We start from the raw sequence: 22,092 nt of genomic DNA, 5'->3' as shown, positions 1-22,092 counted from the left end.
CGCGCTCATCACACATCGAAATAAAGATAAAACTCCCACGGATGTGGCCGCAAGCGAATCGGCTCGATCTCATGCCTGCGTTTGTAGTCGATCCACGTTTGAATCACATCGTCGGTAAACACATCGCCCTTGCGCAGAAACGCGTAATCGGTCTCCAACGCATCCAGTGCCGCTTCAAGCGACCCTGGCACTTGCCGAATCCCGCTCGCCTCCTCAGGCGGCAAGTCGTAGATGTTGCGGTCGAGCGGGTCGCCGGGATCGATCCGGTTCTCGATACCATCCAGGCCCGCCATCAACATCGCCGCGAACGCGAGATACGCATTCGCTGACGGGTCCGGACAACGAAACTCGACACGTCGCGCATTCGGCGAATCCGAATACATCGGAATGCGCGCCGCGGCCGAACGATTGCGCTGCGACATCGCCAGATTCACCGGTGCCTCGTAACCCGGTACGAGCCGCTTATACGAGTTGGTCGTCGGTGCGCAGAATGCCATCAGCGCGGGAGCATGATGCAACAATCCACCGATATACCAGCGGCACAGGTCCGACGTCAGCGCCCAGCCATTCGCGTCATAAAACAGATTGCGCTCGTCGTTCCACAGACTCTGATGACAATGCATGCCGCTCGCGTTGTCCGCGAACAGCGGCTTGGGCATGAACGTCGCGACCTTACCGTGCCGGCGCGCGACATTCTTGCAAACATATTTGTAGATCATCACGTTATCGGCCATCCGCGTCAGCGTCGAAAAACGCATGTCGATCTCGTTCTGCCCCGCGGTCGCGACTTCATGATGATGCACTTCGACACGCACTCCCGCCTGCTGCAGCGTCAGCACAATTTCCGAGCGAATCTCCTGGAGCGTATCGTGCGGCGGCACCGGAAAATAGCCTTCCTTATAGCGCTGCTTGTAACCGAGATTGCCGCCGCCATACGCACCTTCATCGCGTCCGGTATTCCATTCGCCTTCGGCGGATTCAACGAAGTAGTACCCGCTATGTGGGTCCTGGCCGAAACGGATCGAATCGAATATGAAGAACTCGAGTTCGGGACCGAAATAACAGGTCGTCGCGATACCCGTCTGGCGCAAATAGGTCTCCGCCTTCTTCGCGACGTAGCGCGGATCGCGTGAATAAGGCTGATGCAGAACTGGATCGACGACGTCGCAGATCAACGATAGCGTCGGCGTCTCGCATATCGGGTCGACGAAGGCGGTCGCGGGGTCGGGCCGCAGCAGCATGTCCGATTCATGGATCTCCTGAAAGCCGCGGATCGACGACCCATCGAAGCCGATACCGGCGTCGAAGAGCTCTTCATGGACTTCAGGAAGCGTGATCGAGAAGTGCTGCCACTGGCCCGGCAGATCCGTGAACTTCAGGTCGACGATGACGATGTCATGCTTGCCGATCAGGTCAATGACGTCGCGCGCACTTTGCGGACGGGACACGCGGTAACTGCCCGCTTCGACGGATACCATGCAAGGCGATCCGCTATCAGTGTGAGTGGCTGCCATGCTCGCCTCCTCTTCAGGCCCTTTGCCCTATAGTCCACCTTAGTACGTCCACAGGCGAAAACAAGGGCCGGTCGAGGCGCGAAGCCCGCGCGCGGCGTGCGCGCCGTCAGCGGTCCGCGCTCATGGCGGCCAGACTCGCTTCACCTGCGTCCTTCGCGGCCGCCACCGTGCTGAACGTATCGTCGGAAACCAGCGAGCGCCGGACGTTTCGCGCATCGAAATCGACGAGCGTGATCACCCAGACAAAGCCGCCCCCGTGCTCCGCGGTTTGCACAAACGCGCGCAGATTGCCACTGTTCCCTTCCGATTTCATGACGACCTCCTGATAAGCGTTACGTTCTGAAAACGCATCTGACGATGCTGCGTCGCACATCGCATTCCCGCTCGCGCAGATGGGCCGCTGCCGCGCTCATCGCGCTCCTGCGAATTCACCACCATCATCGCGAGCTCGCCGATTCACGACGATCGCGCCGCCTGGGCGGAACGCGCCGCCAGGTCAGTGCAACCAGCGCGGCAAACGCGACATACGCGACGGTAAACACCCACGCAGGCAATTCGTAATACAGCATGCGGCCTACCCAGCGTTGCACGAAACCTTGCGTTGCGCCCGTGTCATGCCGCAGCCAGTCTTCGAGCACCGTTAGCGGACACGCAATACCCAACAACGCGAGCAACGCGACGACGCCGATTGCCGCGAGATGCACGCAGCGAAACACGCGGCCCTGCACCCACTGCCAGTCGAACAACGCGCCGAGCCAGATCGCGGCGAGTCCACCGACGATGAACAGCACGAGCGCCGCATGGACGACCAGCACGGCATCAGCGAGGCCGTTCATGCCTGCCTCGCACGTCAACCGCTCGACGCGTCGTCTGCACCGCCCCCCTGCCGGACATCAGCGCGCAGCCGATACGACTTGCCCCGTGAAGTCCTCTTCGACGCACTTGCGGTACGCCTGCGCGACCACCGACGCATGCACCCCGCCCGACGGATCGCGTCCCATCTGCTGCAACGTTTCAGCGACCCATCCCGGGCTCACCACGTTCACGCGCAGCATGCCTTTGAGTTCGAGTGCCGCCGCACGGCAAAACGCTTCGACGCCCGCGTTGACGAGACTGATTGCCGTGCTGCCCGGCATCGGATACTGCGCTAGCGTCCCGCTCGTCAATGTGATCGAGCCGCCCGGGTTGATCTTTTGCGTGCCGCAGCGCACCAGATTCACCTGACCCATCAGCTTGTTGTCGAGACTGAACGCAAAATCGCTATCCTGTAGCGCATCGAGCGGTGCGAATTTTGCTGTGCCGCCCACGCAGATCACCGCGTCGAGCGGACCCGCGTCGTTGTACATTGCAATGATCGATCCTTTGTCGGACAGATCCACCTTGAATGCAGAGCCGTTGCGGCTCGCGCCAATCACGTCATGCTTCGGAGACAACTGCTGGATGATTTCCTTACCAAGGAGCCCTGTTGCCCCTACGACCAGTATGCGCATACCGCCTCCTTTACTCACGATGCATCGCGACGTGTGCGGCCCCCGCGCTACCACTGCGCGACAACCGCGCCGTGCTCCGTTTCGCCTGTCGGGTTGTGCTATGCCGGATAATGCGCACGGCCATTACGAAGGAGCCCGATCATTCTGTTCCGCTGAATGGATCAGTGCAACTCGCGCGCCACTCAACGCATGACGAACCCTTCGATGCACCGCATTCAAGCTGTTCCCGCTGAGGCCCCATGCTGACTCTTGCGAATGTCATCAAGCGCTATCCGGGCAATCCGCCGCGCACCGTGCTCAACGGCGTATCGCTCGAGCTGCGGGAGGGTGAGTGCATCGCAATCATGGGCGAGTCGGGCACCGGCAAATCGACACTGCTCAACCTTGCGGCAGGGCTCGACAAGCCGGATGGCGGACGCATTGTGTTCGACGGTCAGGATCTCGCCGCACTCGACGACGATCGCAAGACGCTTCTGCGCCGCGCGCGGATGGGGTTCGTGTTCCAGGCGTTTCATGTGTTGCCGAACCTGAGCGCGGCGCAAAACGTCGCCTTGCCACTACGGTTGAACGGCGTGCCCGCCGCGGACGTGGCCACACGTGTCGCGGCGGCGCTTGCGTCGATCGGCCTGGCGGATCGCGCGGACACGCTGCCGCGCGATCTGTCAGGTGGCGAACTGCAGCGCATCGCGATCGCGCGCGCACTCGTGCATCGCCCGAGCCTCGTGCTTGCCGACGAGCCGACCGGCAATCTCGATCACGACACCGCGACGCGCATCCTGCAACTGCTGCGCGACATGACGCGTCAGTCGCGTGCCGCGGTGCTGCTGGTCACGCATTCCGCGGCGGCGGCGGCAAGCGCCGATCGCGTGCTGCGCCTGACGCGCGAGGGTCTTGCGCCGTCCGCGCCGCCCGTCGAGCGCACGCTATGAGGCACGCCCCATGACCAGCGCCGATATTCAGCGTGGCTCGCGCGGGTCCGCCGCGCGGTCCTTTTCCGCGCGCGCGATCGTGTCGACCGCGGCCGCGTTGATCGCCGGCGAAAGCCGCGGCCACCCGGTGCGCGCACTCGTCGCCGTGCTAGCGATCGCGGCCGGCGTCGCGATGGGGTATGCCGTGCAGCTCATCAACGGTGCGGCGTTGACCGAACTCGCGTCGACCGTCAATTCGCTGATGGGCAACGCCGACCTCGAAATCCGCGGGCCACGCACCGGGTTCGACGAATCGCTGTATCCGCGCCTTGCACGCTTGCCGGAAGTCGCGGCGGCAAGCCCGGTCGTCGAAGTCGACGCGCGCATCGCGGGACAGGACGATGTGCTGAAGCTGCTCGGTGTCGACGTGTTTCATGCGGGGCGCGTCACGCCGGATCTGGTCGGACGCGTCGCAGCGTCACGCGCGAACCGGCTCGATCTGCTGGCGCCTGACGCCGTGTTCCTGTCGCCCGCGGCGCTTGCATGGACTCGCCTCAAGATCGGCGACACGCTGACCGTGCAGGTCGGGCTGCGGCAGGTCGCACTTCGTGTCGCCGGCACGCTGCCTGCGTCCGGCACCAGCGTGCGCATCGGCGTCATGGATATCGGCGCCGCGCAATGGCGACTCGAACGTCTTGGTACGCTGCAACGCATCGACATCAAACTGAAAGCCGGCATCGACGCGGCGACATTCGCCCGGCAGATTGCGCCTCTGTTGCCCGCCGGTGTCGCCGCGGTCGGTCCGCACGATAATGCGCACCGCACCTCGCAACTGTCACGTGCCTATCGTGCGAATCTGAACGTACTCGCGCTCGTTGCGCTGTTCACCGGCGCATTCCTCGTGTTTACGATCCAGGCGCTCGCGGCACTGCGGCGCCGCGCGCAGTTTGCGTTGCTGCGCGCGCTCGGAGTCACACGCCGTGGCGTGTTGGGGCTGATCGTCGCCGAAGGTGCGGTGCACGGCCTGCTGGGCGCGATCGCCGGCGTCGCGCTAGGCTACGCGGTCGCGGCCGCCGTACTGCATTTCGCCGGCGGCGATCTGGGCGGCGGCTATTTCGAAGGCGTGCGCCCTCGGGTCCAATTCGATGCCGCCGCAGCGTGCCTGTTTATCGCACTCGGGGTCGCCGCCGCCGTGCTCGGCAGTATGGCGCCGGCGCTCGAAGCGGCGCGGGCGCAACCGGCCCAGGCGCTGAAAGCCGGCGACGAAGAAACGCGTCTGCAGCCTCTGCATCGAGCGCGCTCGCTGCTTGGCCCGCTGGCGGCCATCGTCCTTGGCGTCGCCGCGGCGCGCCTGCCATCGGTAAATGGTCTGCCGCTGTTCGGTTATGCGGCCGTTGCGCTGCTGTTGATCGGCGGTGTGCTCGCGATGCCGTATATCGCACGCACCGTGTTCGATGCGCTGCCGCACACGCAACGCGCATTGCCGCAGCTCGCGCTCGCGCAGCTTGCGCATGCGCCGGGACGCGCGGCCATCGGGCTCGCCGGGATTGTCGCGAGCTTCAGTCTGATGGTCGCGATGGCGATCATGGTGTCGAGTTTCCGGATTGCCGTCGACGACTGGCTGCAACGGCTGCTGCCCGCGCCGCTCTATCTGCGCGCGGCGCCCGCCGGCGACAGCGGCTTCCTGTCCGAAAGCGACCAGGCCGCGCTTGCGGCGACGCCTGGCATCGCGCGCGCCGAGTTCTTGCGCTCGACGCAGATCACGCTCGATACGCGGCTGCCTCCGGTTGCGCTAATCGCGCGTCCGATCGATCCGCGTAACCCCGGCGCGCGCCTGCCGCTGACCGGCGCGCCGCTCATCGCGGGTGGCAACGCGTTGCCGCCGGTGTGGGTCAGCGAGGCGATGGCCGACCTGTACCGGCTGCAAGTGGGAAACCGCATCGCGCTACCGGTCGGCGGCCAATCGGTGACGTTCGCTGTCGCGGGCGTATGGCGCGATTACGCGCGCCAGTTCGGCGCGGCGGTGATCGATGAAACGGACTATCGCAAGTTCACGAGCGACACGCGCGCGACCGACGCCGCGATCTGGCCGGCGCCCGGTGTATCGACGGCACAAGCCGCCGCGCGCATCCGCGAGCGCGTCGCGGGCGGTGACCGGCTATCGTTTTCCGAACCCGGTGAAATTCGCGACGCGAGCCTCAGGATCTTCGACCGCAGCTTCGCGGTCACGTATCTGCTCGAAGCGGTCGCGGTGCTCATCGGCCTGTTCGGCATCGGCGCGAGCTTCGGCGCGCAGGCGCTGTCACGCACGCGCGAGTTCGGCGTGCTGCGGCATCTCGGCGTGACGCGTGGCCAGATCGCTGCGCTGCTCGTGCTCGAAGGGGCACTGGTCGCACTGCTGGGCGTCGCGTCCGGGCTCGTGCTCGGAACGGGGATCGCGGCCGTGCTCGTCTACGTGGTGAACCCGCAATCGTTTCATTGGACGATGAGTTTGCATATGCCGTGGGCGCTCGTGATCACGCTCGCGTCGTCGGTCGTGCTCGCCGCAGCGCTGACCGCTTTATGGAGCGCGCGTTCGGCACTGTCCGTCGATGCCGTGCGCGCCGTACGCGACGACTGGTGAAACGATGAAGCGCCGCACATTTCTCAGATTGCCTCGCGCGCTTGCCGCGTGGCTCCCTTTCATCCCGCTCGCGCCACTGCTGCCGTTGATGCGGCCGCTGCGAGCGCAGGCGGACGTACCCGACTATCCGCCTGTCACGCCGGGACGCACGCTCGTCTTTCCGCGCGACTTCGGCGCGCATTCGCCATATCGGACCGAGTGGTGGTATGCGACCGGCTGGCTCTTCACCGCCGATCACACCGCACTCGGTTTTCAGGTGACGTTCTTCCGTTCACGGCCCGCGCTCGACGACGCGGATCCGAGCCGTTTCGCGCCGCGTCAATTATTGTTTGCGAATGTCGCGATAAGCGACCCGCACGTCGGAAAACTGCAGCACGACCAGCGTTCGGCGCGCACCGGCTTTGGCCTCGCGCAAGCGAGTGAAACGGATACGAACGTGCAGATCGGCACATGGTCGCTGACACGGAATGCGCGCGACGGCCGATATCAGGTCGACATCGGCGCCGCGGACTTTGCGATGGCGTTCGCGATGCAGCCGACGCAGCCGGTGCTGCTCAACGGCGCGCAAGGTTACAGCCGCAAGGGGCCGCTGGCGAGCGAGGCGAGCTATTACTACAGCGAGCCGGCGTTGCGCGTGACAGGCACGCTGACGCGTCATCGCGCGTCGGATCGCAAACCCGAGGCCGTGCATGGCGTCGCATGGCTCGATCACGAATGGTCATCGGCGTTGCTTGCCGACGACGCGGTCGGTTGGGACTGGATCGGCGTCAACTTCGACGACGGCAGCGTGCTGACCGCGTTTCAGATTCGCGATGAAGCAGGCGGCAAGCTCTGGGCGGGCGGCACGCTACGAAGCACGGACGGTCCGTCGGAAACACTCGCGCCGGATGACGTCGTGTTTACGCCACTGCGCTGGTGGCGATCGCCGCATACCGATACGCGGTATCCGATCGCGATGCGCGTCGACGCCGGCGATCTGCATCTGACACTGACGCCGCTCCTCGACGATCAGGAAGTGGACAGCCGCGCCAGCACGGGCGAGGTCTATTGGGAAGGCGCGGTGGCGGTCACACAAACGCAGGATGGCGCCGCAGGCGAAGACCGGATCGCGACACCCGTCGCGCGCGGCTATCTGGAACTGACCGGTTATGTCGCGCGCCTCGAACTGTAAGCAACGCCACGGGGCTGCGTTGCATGCCGCGCAACGCACCGCGCGTCAGCTTTCCGAAGTCACCGGATCGGGCGTATCAACGTGACTCTTCGGCACGCGGGCCGGCACCCGCAGCCGGCTTTCTTCAACGCGACGGAACAACTCCGCGCCTTGCCATGACAGCAGCGCGAGGCAGCCGAAAATGACCTCGCGCATCCGCTTGACGAGCGCGAGCGACAGCGCGGCATCGTGGCCGACACCGAACATCTGCGCGAGCAGCACGACCGCCGCTTCCTGCACGCCAAGCCCGGACGGCACAAAGAACGCCGCATGCCGCACCGCCTGGGTAATCGCCTCGATCGCGATCGCTCCGCCGATCGACACCGGATGTCCGAGCAGCGCGAGCGCCACATAGGCTTCGAGCGCGCCAAGCACATAGCCCGCCAGTTGCCACAGGAACGCGCGGAACAGCAGGCCGGAACGCACCATCAGCGCGTCGATATCGGCATCGAGACGCTTGCCGTCGATGCGCTGCACGAGCGGATGCGTATCGCCGAACAGCTTCTTCGACCCGCGCTCGATGGCATGGAAAAAGCCACCACGCCGCACGAAGATGATCGCCGCGGCCGGCAGCGGCAGCGACAGCAGCAGGCCGAGCACGACCGCATGCCATGAACCCGCGGTTTGGGCGGACGCGACGATCAGCACGACGCCGATCGCCGAGAACGCATACTGCACCGCGAGCGTGATGAGCACTTCAACGATCACCGTCGCGCTGACGACGCTGCCATCCGCGACCCGCCATTGCGCGAGCCGGATGCCGACCACTTCACCGCCGATCCCGACGACCGGCAGCAAGCGGTTGACCGCTTCGCGCACGGTCGCGACCCACAGCAGAAAGCCCAGTGGCGCCCGCCGGTCGAGCAGCAGCCGCCACGCCTGCGCATCGAGCAGCAACGGCAGCAGGTGCAGCGGCACGAGCAGCAGCAATGCAAAACCGGCCTGGCGGATCATCTGGATCGCTTCGCCAACGTGCATGTGCAGCGTCAGTGCGATCAGGATCGCGATGCCCACCGGCAAGCCGATAAAGCGCAGCCACTTCATGACAGCACCACCCCGCCCGGCAGCACATCGCCGAAACCGCCGCGGCGCGCGCCGGCGGCGTGCAAAGCCGACGCCACGCGCGGTGACAGGAGCGCGTTCAGTTCATCGGCATGGCGATAGGTGCGCATCCCATCGGACAGCGCGTCCTCGCCCGCCGTCGCCGGATGGCAATAAATCTCGCCGACGCCGTGCGGCAGGTTGGCGATCGTGTCGAGCAACACCGCTTCATCCATGCCGCCGGTGTGTGCGATGCCCACCACGTAGTCGTTATGCGCAATGCCCGCGCGGCGCAGCCGCGAGCGCACACTCGCCATCCACGGACGTATCCACGCGGGCGAATGCGCTTCGTAAGGCAGCCGCATCGCACGCATGCCATAGTCGCGGCCGATTTCGAGGATCAGCGACAGCACGGTCGGGTGCAGATGGAAATGCTTGTGGGTGTTGACGTGATCGAGCGGCAAGCCCGTCTGTTTGAATGCGTCGAACTGTGCGCGAATTTCCCGCGCGAGTTGCGCGCGCACGTGCGGCAGGAAGAAGAAACGAACGCCATCGCGCACCATGCGGTCGCCGAAACGACCTTGTGCATCGACCAGCGCGGGAATCTGATGGCGCGGCAGCGTCGCCGCACCGTCCGCGAGCACCAGATGCAGACCGACGCGCAAATCCGGCAAACGACGCGCCCGCTCGACCGCATCGCGCGCGGCCGGCGCGCCGACCATCAGGCTCGCCGCGGTCAGCACGCCATGCAGATGCGCGTGCTCGACCGCATCGTTGACGCGCTCGTGCAGGCCGAAATCGTCCGCAGTCAGGATCAGCGCGCGACCGGATCGTGGCGTCGCTGCGGTCACGCCTCGTGCGCCCTCAGGAAACGGAAGAACTCGACCCCTTCACGCAAACGACGCTTCATCATGTCCCAGCTCATCAGCATCTCGCGCACGATCTCCCAGATCTTCGACGGGCGGAAGTAGAACTCGCGATAGAACTGCTCGAGATGGTGATAGATCTCCTCGCGCGACAGGTGCGGATAACCGATCGCCGCCAGCTGCACGCCTTCCTTGCTGACGAGGTTGATCACCTTGTTTTCCTCCATCCAGCCGTTCTCCACCGCCTGCTTGTAGAGTGTCGTGCCCGGATACGGCGCCGCGAGCGACACCTGGATGGTGTGCGGATTGATTTCCTTCGCGTACTCGATGGTCTTGCGGATCGTTTCTTTCGTCTCGCCCGGCAGGCCGAGGATGAAGGTGCCGTGGATCTTGATGCCAAGCTTCTTGCAGTCCGCGTTGAAGCGACGTGCGAAGTCCGTACGCAGGCCCTTCTTGATGTTCACGAGGATCTGGTCGTCGCCCGACTCATAGCCGACCAGCAGCAGGCGCAGACCGTTTTCCTTCATGATCTTCAGCGTCGAGTACGGCACGTTGGCTTTCGCGTTGCACGACCACGTCACGCCGAGCGTGCCGAGCCCGCGCGCGATCGCTTCGGCGCGCGGCGCGTCGTCGGTGAAGGTATCGTCATCGAACATGATTTCCTTCACTTCCGGCATGTTGTCGCGGATCCACTTCACTTCCTCGATCACGTTGTCGACCGAACGCACGCGATAGCGGTGACCGCCGACCGTCTGCGGCCACAAGCAGAATGTGCAGCGCGACTTGCAGCCGCGGCCCGTATAGATCGACACGTACGGGTAGTTCAGGTAGCCGATGAAATAGTTGTCGATCTTCAGGTCACGCTTGTAGACGGGCGCGACGAACGGCAGCGAGTCCATGTCCTCGAGGATCGGACGCGCTTCGTTATGCTCGATCGAGCCATCCTTCGCGCGCCACGACAGCCCCTTGATTTCCGGGAACGGCTTGCCTTCGGCGATTTCCTTGCAGGTGAAGTCGAATTCCTCGCGGCAGACGAAATCGATTGCCTCGGTCGCGGTCAGCGAATTGTGCGGATCGACCTGCACCTTCGCGCCGACCATGCCGACGAGGATCGACGGTTTATGCTTCTTGAGGTCTTCGGCGAACAACGCATCGGTCGGAAACGACGGCGTGCTGGTGTGAATGATGACCAGGTCGTATTCGTCCGCGATCTTGAGCGTTTGCTGGACCGACAGACCGTCCGCCGGCGCGTCGAGCACGCGGCTGTCGGGCACGAGCGCAGCCGGCTGCGCGAGCCAGGTCGGATACCAGAACGAGCGGATTTCGCGCTTCGCCTGATAGCGCGACCCTGCGCCACCATCGAAGCCGTCGTACGACGGCGCCTGCAAGAACAATGTTTTCATCTTCACTCCGCCCTGCAAATGGTCATCGTTGCGTTCAAACATGAATTATCGGGTAATTTGCGTTCCGGGGTTTACCTTCCGTCGGACACTTCCAGCACTTTGACCGTGTCCAGTTCAGCCGCGCCGCTCGCGGCGGTCCGCGTCGTGACCGGCACCCGCGCGCCGCGCCAGATCACATGGGAGCCGAATGCGCCAGCCAGCCACTGTAGCATTAGCAGCGTGTCGCGCAACGGCACCAGCGGCAAATCGCGCCAGAATGCGCGCAAGCCACGTGTCGCATAGGCATGCATCAGCAAGCGCGCAATACAGCCGGCGAGGGTCACCGCTGTCATCACCGCCCGCGCGACCGGTTGCGCCCCGTCCGCGTGAAAGGCGTCCGCAAGCTGCGCGCCGAGCAGCAGCCACGGTGATGTAAACGTGATGAACAGGAACCCGAAGCCGGCAGGATTCACCGAGCGGATGGTACGCAGCCAGCGCGTTTCGCGCTGCCAGAGCGCAGCGAAACGGCTTTCGATCACGTCGGTCGCGACAATCACGTTCGATAATATCGTGCGCAGTCCTAGCCTGCGGACGTGCTCGGTCAGCCAGAAATCGTCGGCGAGGCAATTTTTCAGCGGCTCGAAGCCGCCGATCCGATCGAACGTTTCGCGGCGCAGCGCGAGTGTCGCACCGAAACCGAACTCACACGACCCGGTTGCGTGCGCGACAAACACCGACGGCATGAACCATTCGTTGACGAACAACGCGCCCACACGCGACCAGAAGCCTGTGATGCCGGTCGCACGGTACAGGCACGTGACGACGCCGGCCTGCGGGTCAGCGAGCGGCGCGCAAACCTGCTGCAGATAATCGCGCGCGACGGCGATATCGCTGTCCGCGATCACGAGCACCTCGTAGCGCGCATGTTCAGCAAGATTGATCAGATTACTGACCTTCAGATTGCTGCCATGTACCCGCGAGTCGACCACCAGCGTGATGTCGCAATGCGGATAGGCGGCCTGCAAGCGACGCACGACGCCGATCGCGGGGTCCTGCGCGGACGACACACCGAACAGCAATTGAAAGCACGGATGGGTCTGTTCGCAAAACGAGGCAAGATTCTCATACAGGCGCGGTTCCGCGCCACACAGCGGCTTGAGCACGCTGACCGCGCCGATCGGCGCCGGCACCGCTTGTGCGCGCCGTTTGCTTGCCCGCCGTCCGGCCGCGGCCGAGCGGCGCAACAAGCCGGCGGCACACGCCGCATAGACGGTCGCGCCACAACAGATCGCCGCGAGCAGCCATTGCGCGTAGGAGGTCCAGTTCATCTGAGCCGAGCCTCCCTGTGCCGGCGCTTTCCGGTCAATCCGGTCGATGAACCACAGATCGCGATTGGTTTAACTAACATCGGAGACACTCCGCTCTTTTCGCCCAGCGAGCGTAAGGTTTGTATGTGAAGCGCAGATGTTACTGGCGTCCCATTAAAGGGTATCCAAATAACGCCAGGCGTGTATGGAACCCGCGCAAACCCTCGTCGCCAAGCGACATCAACTGCTGCGCAAGGTGCGCGTCACGGCCGCACGAACGGGAATCGGCCGGTGCGCTGTCAGCCGGAAGACAACGTGGGCGTGTGTCGACAATCATTCGTTTCATCGGTCAAACTTAAGCCAGAAAGCGCGCGACGTGGATTCCGATTTCATGCGACACGCCCAGACCGCCCTTACGAAATCAATAATCTTTTCTTTCAATTAAAATATGTCACCGGCATGGAAACCGGCTGACTGATGGTAGCAGCGAAACCTTAGAGAATCATTAAGCTGACCTGAGTCTGTAGCGACATCCCGCGGCTGCATCGCGCACTTCGATGCGCATGCACGCGGCTTCGCAAACGCCCGTCTGCTTGCTTTGTTTTTAGATATATAAGGATAAGTTTTTACGACAAACTTATGCACCCGCACCATTAAAGCTAATAAGCTTGATAACCATCATTTAAAATCGCATGAACGATTTTTCAATATGCAAGGAAAGCAGTCGGTCCAATTACTGAATATCCAGGCTGATGAGCGCGTTTTCGCCGACATGGCAAACGACGACGCGAATCCCTGTCTTTCGTGCGGCGCATGCTGCCAGTATTTCCGGGTCTCGATGTATATGGGCGAGATGGCCAGTTCGCCGGGCGGCACTGTCCCCGACGAACTGGTCAGCCGTGTGAATCCTTATATCGTTTGCATGAAAGGCACTGAGGCCGGACATGGTCGCTGCATCGCATTGCGCGGTGAAGTCGGGAAGCCGGGCATACACTGCGCGATTTACGCGCAGCGCCCGTCGCCATGCCGGGAATATCGGGTCTGGTCCAACGACGGATCACCCAATCCAGATTGCCAGCGGTTGCGCGCGAAGATCGGATTGCCCCCGCTCCCTGCCATGCCGGGCTAACCGCGCCGCATCATCGGTGCGACGCGGCTGCCTGAGCGGCACTTTGCCGCATGGCCCGCGCATGACCTCGAATGACCTCGAACGGCGGCCGGGCACGACACCTGTTTCCGGCGGCCGCCCGTGCCTATTTCACATCGAATGAGTAGTCACCGTGCGTCCGGTGTCCATCCGATGCCACGGCCACCCAATGCACGGTGTAGTGCCCGGCGGCAAGCGCGGCCAGCGGCACGCTGATCACGTCCGGCTGCTTCGCGTCGATATTCGCCTTGCCCATGGTGACGGGCTTGCCGGTCGCATCGGTCACGTCCAACGTGGAGAACGCGGGCTCGAGCGGGCCATCGAACGTGATCTTCACCTGGGCCGGCGCAGACACCGTCGTGCCCGCGCCCGGCTCCTGCTTTGACGGAAACACATGGGCAAACGCGGACTGCGCAACGAGCAGTGCGGCGGTGCAGAGCAGCGGCATCGCCACTCGCTTGCGCCAGCCCGCTCCCTCTAATTTCGAATAAGACATGGAACTTCCTTCGGTTAAAGATTAAAGAGCGGCTTGCCGATCGTGTTCGGCGCCACGTCATCGAAGAAGATATGGGCCTGCACCAGCACGCCCACTCGCGAGCCGCTTGCGCGGTTAATCGGAATCTGCGCCTCGATGCCGAATTGCCCATATCGATTGATCCAGATAAAGCCCGGGTTGACCGTGCCCGTCGTCTGGCCCTGGCTACGCGATAACGGCACCTCGACGAGCGGCACGAGGTTCGACAGCGGCGCGGGCAGTCCAACGTCGCGCACGTGCTGCTGCAGATACGGCAAGCTGTATTGCACGGTGAAGCCGTAGTTGAACGCGTTCGGCTGGCCTGCGCCGGTGGTGAAGGCCGGCCCTGCTTCAGCCGTGACCGCCACCGGACGCAGCCACCCCAGCGAGTCGGGCAGATCGCCAAGCCCCTTGCCGGCAAACACCGTCGGCGAGATTGTCGAGAAGTTGTCCGCAATCGCGCGGCTGCCCGTGCCGCCCAATTCGGCATCGACGCCGACCGACATCATGAACTCGTGCGGATCGTTCACGTAGAGCAGGTATTTCGCACCGACGTCGATATTGTCGAAGCCGTGCGCGGTCGGGTTGTTCTGCATCACATACGTGCCGCCGACGGAAACCGCGAGGCGCGAAGTAATCAGCTTGTCGTACTCGAAGTCAAATGTGTTGACGCTCTGGTCGCCGCTGTCGCCGGGTACGCGTTGATGACCGAATTGCAGGTTGGCTTCGTCGCCAACACCGGGGTCGTCGATTGCCATCGTGGCGGGAAACACGCGGTCGCCGGCAACGGCGTGCGCCCGCGCCACAGCGGGAATCACAAGCGCTGCAGCGGCTGCGCAAAGGGCTGACGCGGCAGCAAGGCGCGCGCTTGCGCTGCGTGTGAAAGGTGTAGACATGGTGAGTCCTTGATCGGGTCGAGGCCACGCCGTCGCGCGCTTCATGCGCGACGGCGCGGCGATGCGGCACAGACCAGCACGTGCATATAGGCACAGCCGGCGTGGCGCCGCTCGGAATAATCTCGAATCAGGACGGGAAAGGGGGCGCGCGCGGCTGGGACGACGTCAGCGGCTCGACGCGGCGCGCCGTGTCGAACCGGACGGCTCTGCGATGCTCGATCAGCCAGACGGTGACGGCAAACGGAACCTGAACGCTTGGCACGACCGGCACGTGTGCAAGCAGACTGCAATACGCGCAGGCGTCGCCATGCGACATCTGCGTATGCGAACCCGGGCGGCTGCCTGCACCGTCATCGGCAAACGACTGCGCCGAACACAGCGCATCCAGATGGCGGCTTGCGGCGAGCGTCTGCGAAATGGTCGGCGCGAGCGTCGCCATCAGGATCGCAACCAATCCTAGCAAGCTGCCGATCTTCCGGATGAGACCCTGCTGCATGAGTCGGACGGCCGTCAATGAGGGGCATGAAGGGGCGTGTTCGCGGCGATTATGCCACGCTGTCGCGGCGCGCCGCGTGCAACCGCGCACGCACAACGTCGACCCGTCGTTCGGTACAGTCACACGCTGCCAGGTCACCGGTCGACGCCGCCGTTAGATTTAACGATGCTCGTAGACGAGTTCGGCGAAGATCACCGTGGCGAACGATCCTTGATGCGCCACCCGTTGCCTGAACCGTGAAACGCGGTCGTCATCGGAGAGCGTCGCCCAACGCGCATGGTCGCCGCAATATTGGTCCGCGTCGGCCAATCCGCTTTGAATCCGGGGGGACGTCACGGGGGGACGCTTTGAGAGCTCGTCCTTAAGGCGCTCGGTCTCGGGTTGGATGTCGATATCGATATCGCGCCCAGGACCCAGCGGAGCAAGTTCCGCCACATCGAGCATGCGGCCGACCCAACCGGACGGGTCCATGGACCGGTTGAGACGCTTGGCACGTTCGCCATCGAAGACAAATCCTCCGGAGCTCGACAGTTCGTTATCCAGGCATACGGCGACATGTCGCGGCGTCGGCCCGGTAGCGTCAAGGGTCATCACCATGGGAAGCGGCAGAAGAGGGTCCGCATTGCCGAGCGTCTCCAGCATCCACGGGATGGTCAAAACAAGCTTGCGGGGATTTTCGGGCGCGATCCGCAGGTGCGATCGCCACACACCAGGGCGAGTCGGTATCTCGTTCCACTGCGCGAGCACCGCCGACGCGAAGCGGCTAGCGGTAATGGACTCTGCATTCACAAGGGAGTCGCTCACCACGTGCACTTTCATGGCCAGTGGGTGATAACCCTGCTCCGGATCCTTCCTGGTGTGAAACGTCACCGTTTGATCCTCAGTTACAAGGACTGCAGAATCGTTAATCGCAGGTGCGTCTCTGAAATAGATGCCCCCGTGGCCATTGCCCTCGTAGGATATTCTGACGAGCCGGGGCCCCGCACCCTCTACTGCAACGCGAACGTAGGCAATGGCGCGCCGTCCCGACCGCATGTCGATGACGAGGTCCGCTTCGCTGTGAGCGTCTTTCAGGTTCGTCCTGGCGGCGTTAAGCGGCAACCAGTCCAGCCCGTACTGCTGATAGATCGCGGCAACGATCCCTGCAAGGCAAACAATCACCAGAGAACGGGCGAGAATTCGAAGCGTCATGGTGAGCTCCTGGCGGCTTCGCTCAATAGGTGACCTGAGTGACCACTATTCCGGGCCATTTGAACTGCATGCGCGGGAACGCGAGCGAAAAGACGAACGCCATTGACGTACTTGTGCCGAGCAATACAAGTGCGAGACCCGAAGAATAGATGCGGTCAAGAATACTTGCGTCGTCGAACAAGCGGTAGGCGAGATAGGCAGTTGCCGTAGCAAGCAATACCGGCGCGGTCATCGCCGTCGCGATGCCCCAAAGAATCACTGTCGCGCGACGTTGCGACTTGCCGATACAGAGTTGCGCAACGGCCACGCTGACTGAAGATGCGCACAACCAGTAAGCGATCGGAAGGGCGAGCAGCGCCACCATCTGTTTAGCGCTGGCGTTCGCCAACCCGCCGAGCACCCACACGAACAGCACATACAGCGGTATGACCACCCAAAAGGCCCACTCCGAGAGCAGATCGAGAACCCAGTTCTCCTTATGCCCCAGGATGTCCCCACTGGCCGCACGAAGCGAAATCCGATAGCCCAGCAGACCGCCGATCACGCAGACAATTGGGTACAGCAAGACGGCGATTCCACGGAGCAACATCACCGCGTCGTCCGTCGAGTACTGGATCGACGAAAACAGGAAAATCCAAAGCGGCCCGATCGAAGCACACCATATTCCGCTTGCTGCCAGCCCATAGATGCCGCCCCAGCGGGCACGCCGCGCTCGCAGGTCGGCGTGTTCGTCCAGTTCGCGTATGCGGCGAATCCGCCGGATACGCAGGCGCTCCATCATGCCGATGCTTCCCGCCGTGCGATCGACAGCGGACAGGTCCGCACAGAGTTGCAACGCCGCGTTTCGCGTGGCGGGTCGCGTGACGGCATCGAACATCAGGTCGCGTTCCCGGCGCGTCGCGTGCCGCGCGAGTACCGCGCCGGCAGCGCGTCGGACGACTTCGCGTGGGTCATGGAGGCCGAACGCGATGCAGCGGTCCAGGATTCGTGACGATGGCTGCCATTCAAGCGCTGCCAATGCGCGCAGCGCGCCAATGCGCAAGGCTTCCTTATCCGAGCGCAACTGGGCGGACAAGGTCGCCATCGTCCGCCTTTCCGAGTAGCGACTTGCCCACGACGCGAGCAATGGGCTTTGCCGATACATGCAACTCAGTATCAGAAATTTGATTTGCCAGCGGTCCAGACGCAGCCGCGCGGAATACGGTTCGATAATTGTCTTGAGCTGACCTTCCGTCAGCAGCGCCTCCGGGTTGGTGCGCCAGATCGGATTGCGTTTTGAGAATCCGGCCAGGTCGCGTGCCGACACGAAATTGAAGAAGTTGATATCGGCGTGCATCCACTCGAGGACGATGTCGACAAGCCGTTCATGCATGAATTCGAACCAGTCTTCATTGCCGCGTCTATCCCGACGGACGATACGGTGCACGTGCAGCGCTTGAACCACTGCTTCCAGTTCCTCATCCGATGCCAGAAATGGTTCCGCCTTCAGATCGATGATGCGTATCGCTCGTTTCGTGCGCTCTTTGGAAATCAGCACGTCGAGCACGAGGCGCATCACCAGCGCCATGTCGGTACCCACCTCGTCGACCGCCTTGTCGAGATAAGTGCCGAACATGCCCTCGATGCCGCCTAGCTTCAGCAGGTCGTCGCTTCTTAACGTCAACGACTCCGGGCTGCGCTCCAGTGCAACGCGCACCAGTTCGCTGCACATGATCTGCAGGATGGCAGGATCGAAGTCGAACGCAGCAAGATGCGTCAGCAGGTCTGAAACGAGTCGCGCGTCGAAGGGAATGCGTTGAGCCAGTAAGGGCAGCGTAATCGCCTGTCGTGCGCCGAACGCGGTAAGCGCATTGATCCTATATCGGTTCTCGAGGAGTTGAGGAAGCTTTGCGCTAAATTCGTCCAGCTTCGCAAGGTAGTCTTCTCGCAGGCTGAAGAGAATGCGGCAGTCGATGTCATTACGCGAAACGATCAGTCCGATCGTTTCAACGAATGCTTCCTTCAAGGCTGCGTCATTCTGGAACCGGATGAAGAACTCTTCGAACTGGTCCAGCGCGATGAGCAGTGGCCGGGTGCTGTTGCGCGCCGCCAGCCGGTCGGCCAGTTGCAACGGTGTTTCGCCTTGACGGGCGTCCAGTCCGAGCTGCTCGGTCAACGCGGACGACAGGTCGGCCACAGGGTCGGTCAAGGTTCTCAGATACACGCATTCCCAGTCCAGCTTGCGTGCGGACGGAAAGACCCCCGCCCAGATCAGCGAGGTTTTGCCGATTCCCGAAGGACCATACAGAACAAGCACACCACGGCTCGCGAGGCGCGCCGTGATGTCGAAAATCTCCTGGTCGCGGCCGCCGAAGACAGGCGCGTCCGCCTCGACGAAGTATTCGAGCAGCTTGTAAGGCGACGATTGCTGGGTCGACGGATCCTGTTCACTCATGTGCGCTCCCTTCCGTCGACATCAGCTTGGTGAGCTTGTCGATGAGCGCGTCGGGTTCCGCGTTGATCCACGTCACGTCCAGGCTTTTCCAATAGGCCCGATCGGCGGCCGTGAAGCTCGACGACGCGAAAAACGCCGGTCCCTGGTTCGAATGCAGCCGAATCAGTCGGCGCGCCAGCTTGCGCACGACGGGATCGCGTGGGTTGACGCCGAGCAGCAAGATACAACGTCCTCGTTCAGCCGTGGCCAGTTGCTCGATCGACGGGGACAATCGATCCATGGTGACCAGCAGGCTTTCGTTCTCCTGTTCGGTGAGCACCAGCGAGTCGTCGTTGGTTGGCGCCCCTCGAACCAGCACAAGCACTTCCTGGCTCGACTGCAGATCGACGGGCGGCGCCGCCAGCGAATAGATGACCTTGGACGCGCGGCCAGCTGCCTCGAACGCCCGTTCAAGCAGCCCGTCGAAATGCGTATCGAAGATTGCCGGCACCGACCACGTCGCAAGCGCGTGATGCGATGGACTCGGCCTTGCATTGTCGTACCAGTCCCGGATCGCGTCGATCAGCGCGAAACGAAGATTTTCCGCAACGAATACCTCCGCGACGCTGTGAAACGCCAACTCGGTCAATCCGGCCAGTTCCGCTGCTTTCCATAGATCATCGTCGCAACTTTGACATTTCTGAGCAAGATGCTCGGTGAGTGCACGAATCGTGTGCTGTGCCGGCGAAAACCGGTCAGTCGGCGGCCGCATCAATCCGCATCCGACAATCGGAATACAGCGCCGTTTGCGGAATGCGTCAAGCAACGCTCGCGGCACCTCCACGTCTTCGACTGCGCGCTGCGTCTGATCCGGTATAGGCGCTTGCGGGACGATGTCGAATAGCGACTCGCGGCCTTGAGCGAGATAGAGAACCGGCGTGATGAAGGTGCGCCACTGATCTCTCGTCGCGCTGTTGAACAGGACATAGCGTGCGCGCTGCATCGCGAAATCAACTCTTCCGCGATGCTCGCCCGTCAACAGCGCGCCATAGAACGCCTTCGAAAACCGCACGGCGGCGTCGTCCGGAATCGGGTAGCGCATTGCCGCGATCGCCGGCACGCCTTGACGCAGCATCAGTGGTCCGAGACCGCTTAGCGAACTCCGAGGGGAGCGGCCGCCGTAGCAACAGTTGAAGACACCCAGGCGCAATTCCGAGCGCGCGATCATCATCGCGAATTGCTCGGCATCCGCCAGAAATTCGTTCTGTCCGCCTGTGTCGCTATTGAGCCGGATGCTGACGTTGAAGTCGCTGTCGAGCTCACCATGCCCCATAAAGTGGAAAATATCCGGCGAGCTTTCGTCTACTTTGGTCATGACCGCGTCGGGTGTGACGCGGCCGCGCAGGTCCTCAAAGGACAGGTTGCCGACTTGTTTGACTGCTGTCTTGAGCCCGCTCAGTTCCTGTTCGACGTTCAAGCCCGAGCCTTCGGGAATCACCGCCAGCAGCTTGAGGCCGCTCCTCGGCGCGGGAGCGGCCAAATCTGCCGCGCGCGCTTCGTAAGGCATCGTGCGCAACACACAGTACCCAGGCTGAACGGCGAGAAACACCGCTCGGTCGATGTCATACACCGCTTCCCACGGAATCTGCTCGAGTTCGGGCGGCAAGCAGAGGCAGATTTGCACAAGCCTGCCGGGCATGATGCGTACGCCGTCAACTTCGGATTTGATGCCGCCGGAAAGCAGGCCCGCCCAGAGCTCGGTGCCAAGATCGCGCAGATCATCGCGCGTACACAGATTGTTTTCTATTCTCGCGATGACGCCGGCCAGCCGGCCTCCTTCGCCGAGATCCACCGCAAAGGGCTCGTCGAGGGGCGCGACGTCGTCACCGGAGAACCCGACTCTATATCCCGGCTCCGTCCGATTCCGGTATATCTTGAAAGCGAGCCGCTGCGGATCCATGACCGTGTGCCCCTCGTTTCCCCTACCGGATACTATAGTAGAGAGACCGGCAAACCGTGGCCCTTTCGGGGAACTGCACTCATGCTACATAAAGCGTATTGCAAAGAACTGCATCGGGCTCTGGGATATTTCGGCACGTGGCTTCCCAGCATGCAGCTACGGCTTGGCGATATCCTGACCGTCGAAGGTGAGACGGCCCGGCCCGTGGGACACGTTAGCGAACACCGCTTGACCTTTACGCCAAGGCGGTCGACGCCGGAAGGCGTCATCGAGTATTCGTCTGCCAGCGGCGTAACGATCAGCACCAAAATAGCCGGGCAGACGCTTCCAGGAAGCATGCTGACCGAGGCGGAAGCCGGCGTGGTCGTGAAATTCGCTCGCGCGAATGCGATCGTGTTTGAAGCCGCGGGCTGCGACGTCACGCGAATCGCTGATCTGACGCAACTCGGCAATCAGATCAAGAAGCTTTACCTGGCGGGCGAGTGGCAACGGGACTGGATCGTTGTGACGGAATTGGTCAAGGCGGATTCGGCCACGATCATCGTGTCCGCAGGCGCATCGGCTCAGGCTGACCTCAAAGCCAACGGTTCCGTCCAGATAGGCGCCACGCGTCTAACCGATCTAGGTTTGAAGCTGGAAGCCAAATACACAAGTGGCCTCGCTTTCAAGACCGTTGCGAGCGCATCGCTGACGCCGCTTTATCGCGCTAACGGGCTTAAGCGATCGTGGTTCGATCCAGAATTCAGGTTCAGGGACCGGCCGGACCTTGGACCGAAAGAAACCCACGAGTTTGCCCCCCTCTCTCCCGACGATGTGTGGACAGGCGTGGACCCCAGCGGCATGCAATGACGTTGAAACCCCCGATTGCGAGCGCGTGCGTGCCTCGTTCGTGCCACAACGCATTCGTTGCCTTCGCGGTGGGCGCGCAGGCGCAGGTGTGTGCGCGGTCAACGGAGCGGGCTCCGATGCGTGAACCGAGCAATAAATGAATATCGGGCGGGCGAATGGGTGCCGTTGAACTGCGCCGCCCGTTATTCGGGGTACACAAGCGAACCGACCCGTGCATGACCGGAAGCTGAGAAGGTCCATTTTCACAGTCGACGAATGCGAGCCGACGATTCAACCATGAACGCC

The 22,092-nt window shown here is 62.8% G+C and carries 19 protein-coding genes; 5 read left to right on the top strand and 14 right to left on the bottom strand.

From position 1 onward, the window contains the following. Positions 1 to 8: 8 nt before the first annotated feature. The 4 genes from glnA to HV796_RS20110 form a co-directional block, all read right to left on the bottom strand. Positions 9 to 1,514 (bottom strand): type I glutamate--ammonia ligase, encoded by a 1,506-nt coding sequence (gene glnA, locus HV796_RS20125; protein WP_175228258.1) that lies wholly within the window; start codon positions 1,512 to 1,514, stop codon positions 9 to 11. Positions 1,515 to 1,620: 106 nt separating this feature from the next. After that, positions 1,621 to 1,827, bottom strand: a complete 207-nt coding sequence (locus tag HV796_RS20120; RefSeq protein WP_175228257.1) for a hypothetical protein — start codon at positions 1,825 to 1,827, stop codon at positions 1,621 to 1,623. 124 nt (positions 1,828 to 1,951) lie between these two features. Continuing rightward, on the bottom strand, positions 1,952 to 2,350 hold the full coding sequence (locus HV796_RS20115; RefSeq protein WP_175228256.1) for a DUF2784 domain-containing protein: 399 nt from the start codon (positions 2,348 to 2,350) through the stop codon (positions 1,952 to 1,954). A 57-nt stretch (positions 2,351 to 2,407) separates the two neighbouring features. Further along, entirely contained in the window at positions 2,408 to 3,004 is a 597-nt protein-coding gene (locus tag HV796_RS20110; RefSeq protein WP_175228255.1) for a short chain dehydrogenase, read from the bottom strand. 239 nt (positions 3,005 to 3,243) lie between these two features. Here HV796_RS20110 and HV796_RS20105 point away from each other — a divergent pair, with 239 nt between their 5' ends. Genes HV796_RS20105 through HV796_RS20095 form a run of 3 tightly spaced genes read left to right on the top strand, consistent with a single transcriptional unit; the run spans position 3,244 to position 7,706 of the window. Continuing rightward, a complete protein-coding gene (locus HV796_RS20105) occupies positions 3,244 to 3,933 on the top strand; it encodes an ABC transporter ATP-binding protein (RefSeq protein ID WP_175228254.1) in 690 nt (229 codons plus the stop codon). A gap of 10 nt (positions 3,934 to 3,943) precedes the next feature. After that, on the top strand, positions 3,944 to 6,535 hold the full coding sequence (locus HV796_RS20100; protein WP_175228253.1) for an FtsX-like permease family protein: 2,592 nt from the start codon (positions 3,944 to 3,946) through the stop codon (positions 6,533 to 6,535). A gap of 4 nt (positions 6,536 to 6,539) precedes the next feature. Next, the gene (locus tag HV796_RS20095) at positions 6,540 to 7,706 is read left to right on the top strand and encodes a lipocalin-like domain-containing protein (RefSeq protein ID WP_246355944.1); all 1,167 of its coding nucleotides are present in this window, start codon (positions 6,540 to 6,542) and stop codon (positions 7,704 to 7,706) included. Positions 7,707 to 7,751: 45 nt separating this feature from the next. Here the strand turns inward: HV796_RS20095 and HV796_RS20090 are convergent, their stop codons facing one another. The 4 genes from HV796_RS20090 to hpnI are packed head-to-tail and all read right to left on the bottom strand — an operon-like array spanning position 7,752 to position 12,362. Then, positions 7,752 to 8,789, bottom strand: coding sequence for a lysylphosphatidylglycerol synthase domain-containing protein (locus tag HV796_RS20090; RefSeq protein WP_175228252.1), 1,038 nt, complete (start codon positions 8,787 to 8,789; stop codon positions 7,752 to 7,754). Continuing rightward, positions 8,786 to 9,637 (bottom strand): hopanoid biosynthesis-associated protein HpnK, encoded by an 852-nt coding sequence (gene hpnK / locus HV796_RS20085; protein WP_175228251.1) that lies wholly within the window; start codon positions 9,635 to 9,637, stop codon positions 8,786 to 8,788. The genes HV796_RS20090 and hpnK overlap by 4 nt, the downstream gene beginning before the upstream one ends. Then, positions 9,634 to 11,097 carry a hopanoid biosynthesis associated radical SAM protein HpnJ gene (gene hpnJ / locus HV796_RS20080; RefSeq protein ID WP_377692606.1) on the bottom strand — a complete coding sequence of 488 codons (1,464 nt, stop codon included), beginning with the start codon at positions 11,095 to 11,097 and terminating at the stop codon, positions 9,634 to 9,636. Before hpnJ ends, hpnK begins: the two co-directional genes overlap by 4 nt. A 29-nt stretch (positions 11,098 to 11,126) precedes the next feature. Beyond that, complete coding sequence (gene hpnI / locus HV796_RS20075) at positions 11,127 to 12,362, bottom strand: bacteriohopanetetrol glucosamine biosynthesis glycosyltransferase HpnI (protein WP_175228249.1); 1,236 nt, start codon at positions 12,360 to 12,362, stop codon at positions 11,127 to 11,129. Between the two features lie 751 nt (positions 12,363 to 13,113). On the opposite strand from hpnI, the gene HV796_RS20070 reads away from it, so the two are divergent. Next, on the top strand, positions 13,114 to 13,470 hold the full coding sequence (locus HV796_RS20070) for a YkgJ family cysteine cluster protein (protein WP_246355951.1): 357 nt from the start codon (positions 13,114 to 13,116) through the stop codon (positions 13,468 to 13,470). Between the two features lie 124 nt (positions 13,471 to 13,594). Here HV796_RS20070 and HV796_RS20065 read toward each other — a convergent pair whose 3' ends face one another. The 6 genes from HV796_RS20065 to HV796_RS20040 form a co-directional block, all read right to left on the bottom strand. Beyond that, positions 13,595 to 13,936, bottom strand: coding sequence for a copper resistance CopC family protein (locus HV796_RS20065; RefSeq protein ID WP_246355950.1), 342 nt, complete (start codon positions 13,934 to 13,936; stop codon positions 13,595 to 13,597). Between the two features lie 62 nt (positions 13,937 to 13,998). Further along, positions 13,999 to 14,898 (bottom strand): hypothetical protein, encoded by a 900-nt coding sequence (locus HV796_RS20060; protein WP_175228246.1) that lies wholly within the window; start codon positions 14,896 to 14,898, stop codon positions 13,999 to 14,001. 127 nt (positions 14,899 to 15,025) lie between these two features. Continuing rightward, entirely contained in the window at positions 15,026 to 15,394 is a 369-nt protein-coding gene (locus tag HV796_RS20055) for a DUF2946 domain-containing protein (RefSeq protein WP_175228245.1), read from the bottom strand. Positions 15,395 to 15,553: 159 nt separating this feature from the next. Next, on the bottom strand, positions 15,554 to 16,585 hold the full coding sequence (locus tag HV796_RS20050) for a hypothetical protein (protein ID WP_175228244.1): 1,032 nt from the start codon (positions 16,583 to 16,585) through the stop codon (positions 15,554 to 15,556). A 22-nt stretch (positions 16,586 to 16,607) separates the two neighbouring features. Next, positions 16,608 to 19,019 (bottom strand): nSTAND1 domain-containing NTPase, encoded by a 2,412-nt coding sequence (locus tag HV796_RS20045; protein ID WP_175228243.1) that lies wholly within the window; start codon positions 19,017 to 19,019, stop codon positions 16,608 to 16,610. Then, on the bottom strand, positions 19,012 to 20,727 hold the full coding sequence (locus tag HV796_RS20040) for a CHAT domain-containing protein (protein ID WP_246355949.1): 1,716 nt from the start codon (positions 20,725 to 20,727) through the stop codon (positions 19,012 to 19,014). Before HV796_RS20040 ends, HV796_RS20045 begins: the two co-directional genes overlap by 8 nt. Between HV796_RS20040 and HV796_RS44190 the strand changes: the two genes are divergently transcribed. Further along, positions 20,677 to 21,807 (top strand): hypothetical protein, encoded by a 1,131-nt coding sequence (locus HV796_RS44190; protein WP_246355955.1) that lies wholly within the window; start codon positions 20,677 to 20,679, stop codon positions 21,805 to 21,807. The genes HV796_RS20040 and HV796_RS44190 overlap by 51 nt on opposite strands. The last annotated feature ends 285 nt before the right edge of the window (positions 21,808 to 22,092 follow it).

This window comes from Paraburkholderia humisilvae, from assembly GCF_902859855.1.
Taxonomy (GTDB): Bacteria; Pseudomonadota; Gammaproteobacteria; order Burkholderiales; family Burkholderiaceae; genus Paraburkholderia; species Paraburkholderia humisilvae.
Note: the sequence above shows the minus strand (reverse complement) of the source record. Positions and strands in the feature narration are given on the sequence as shown.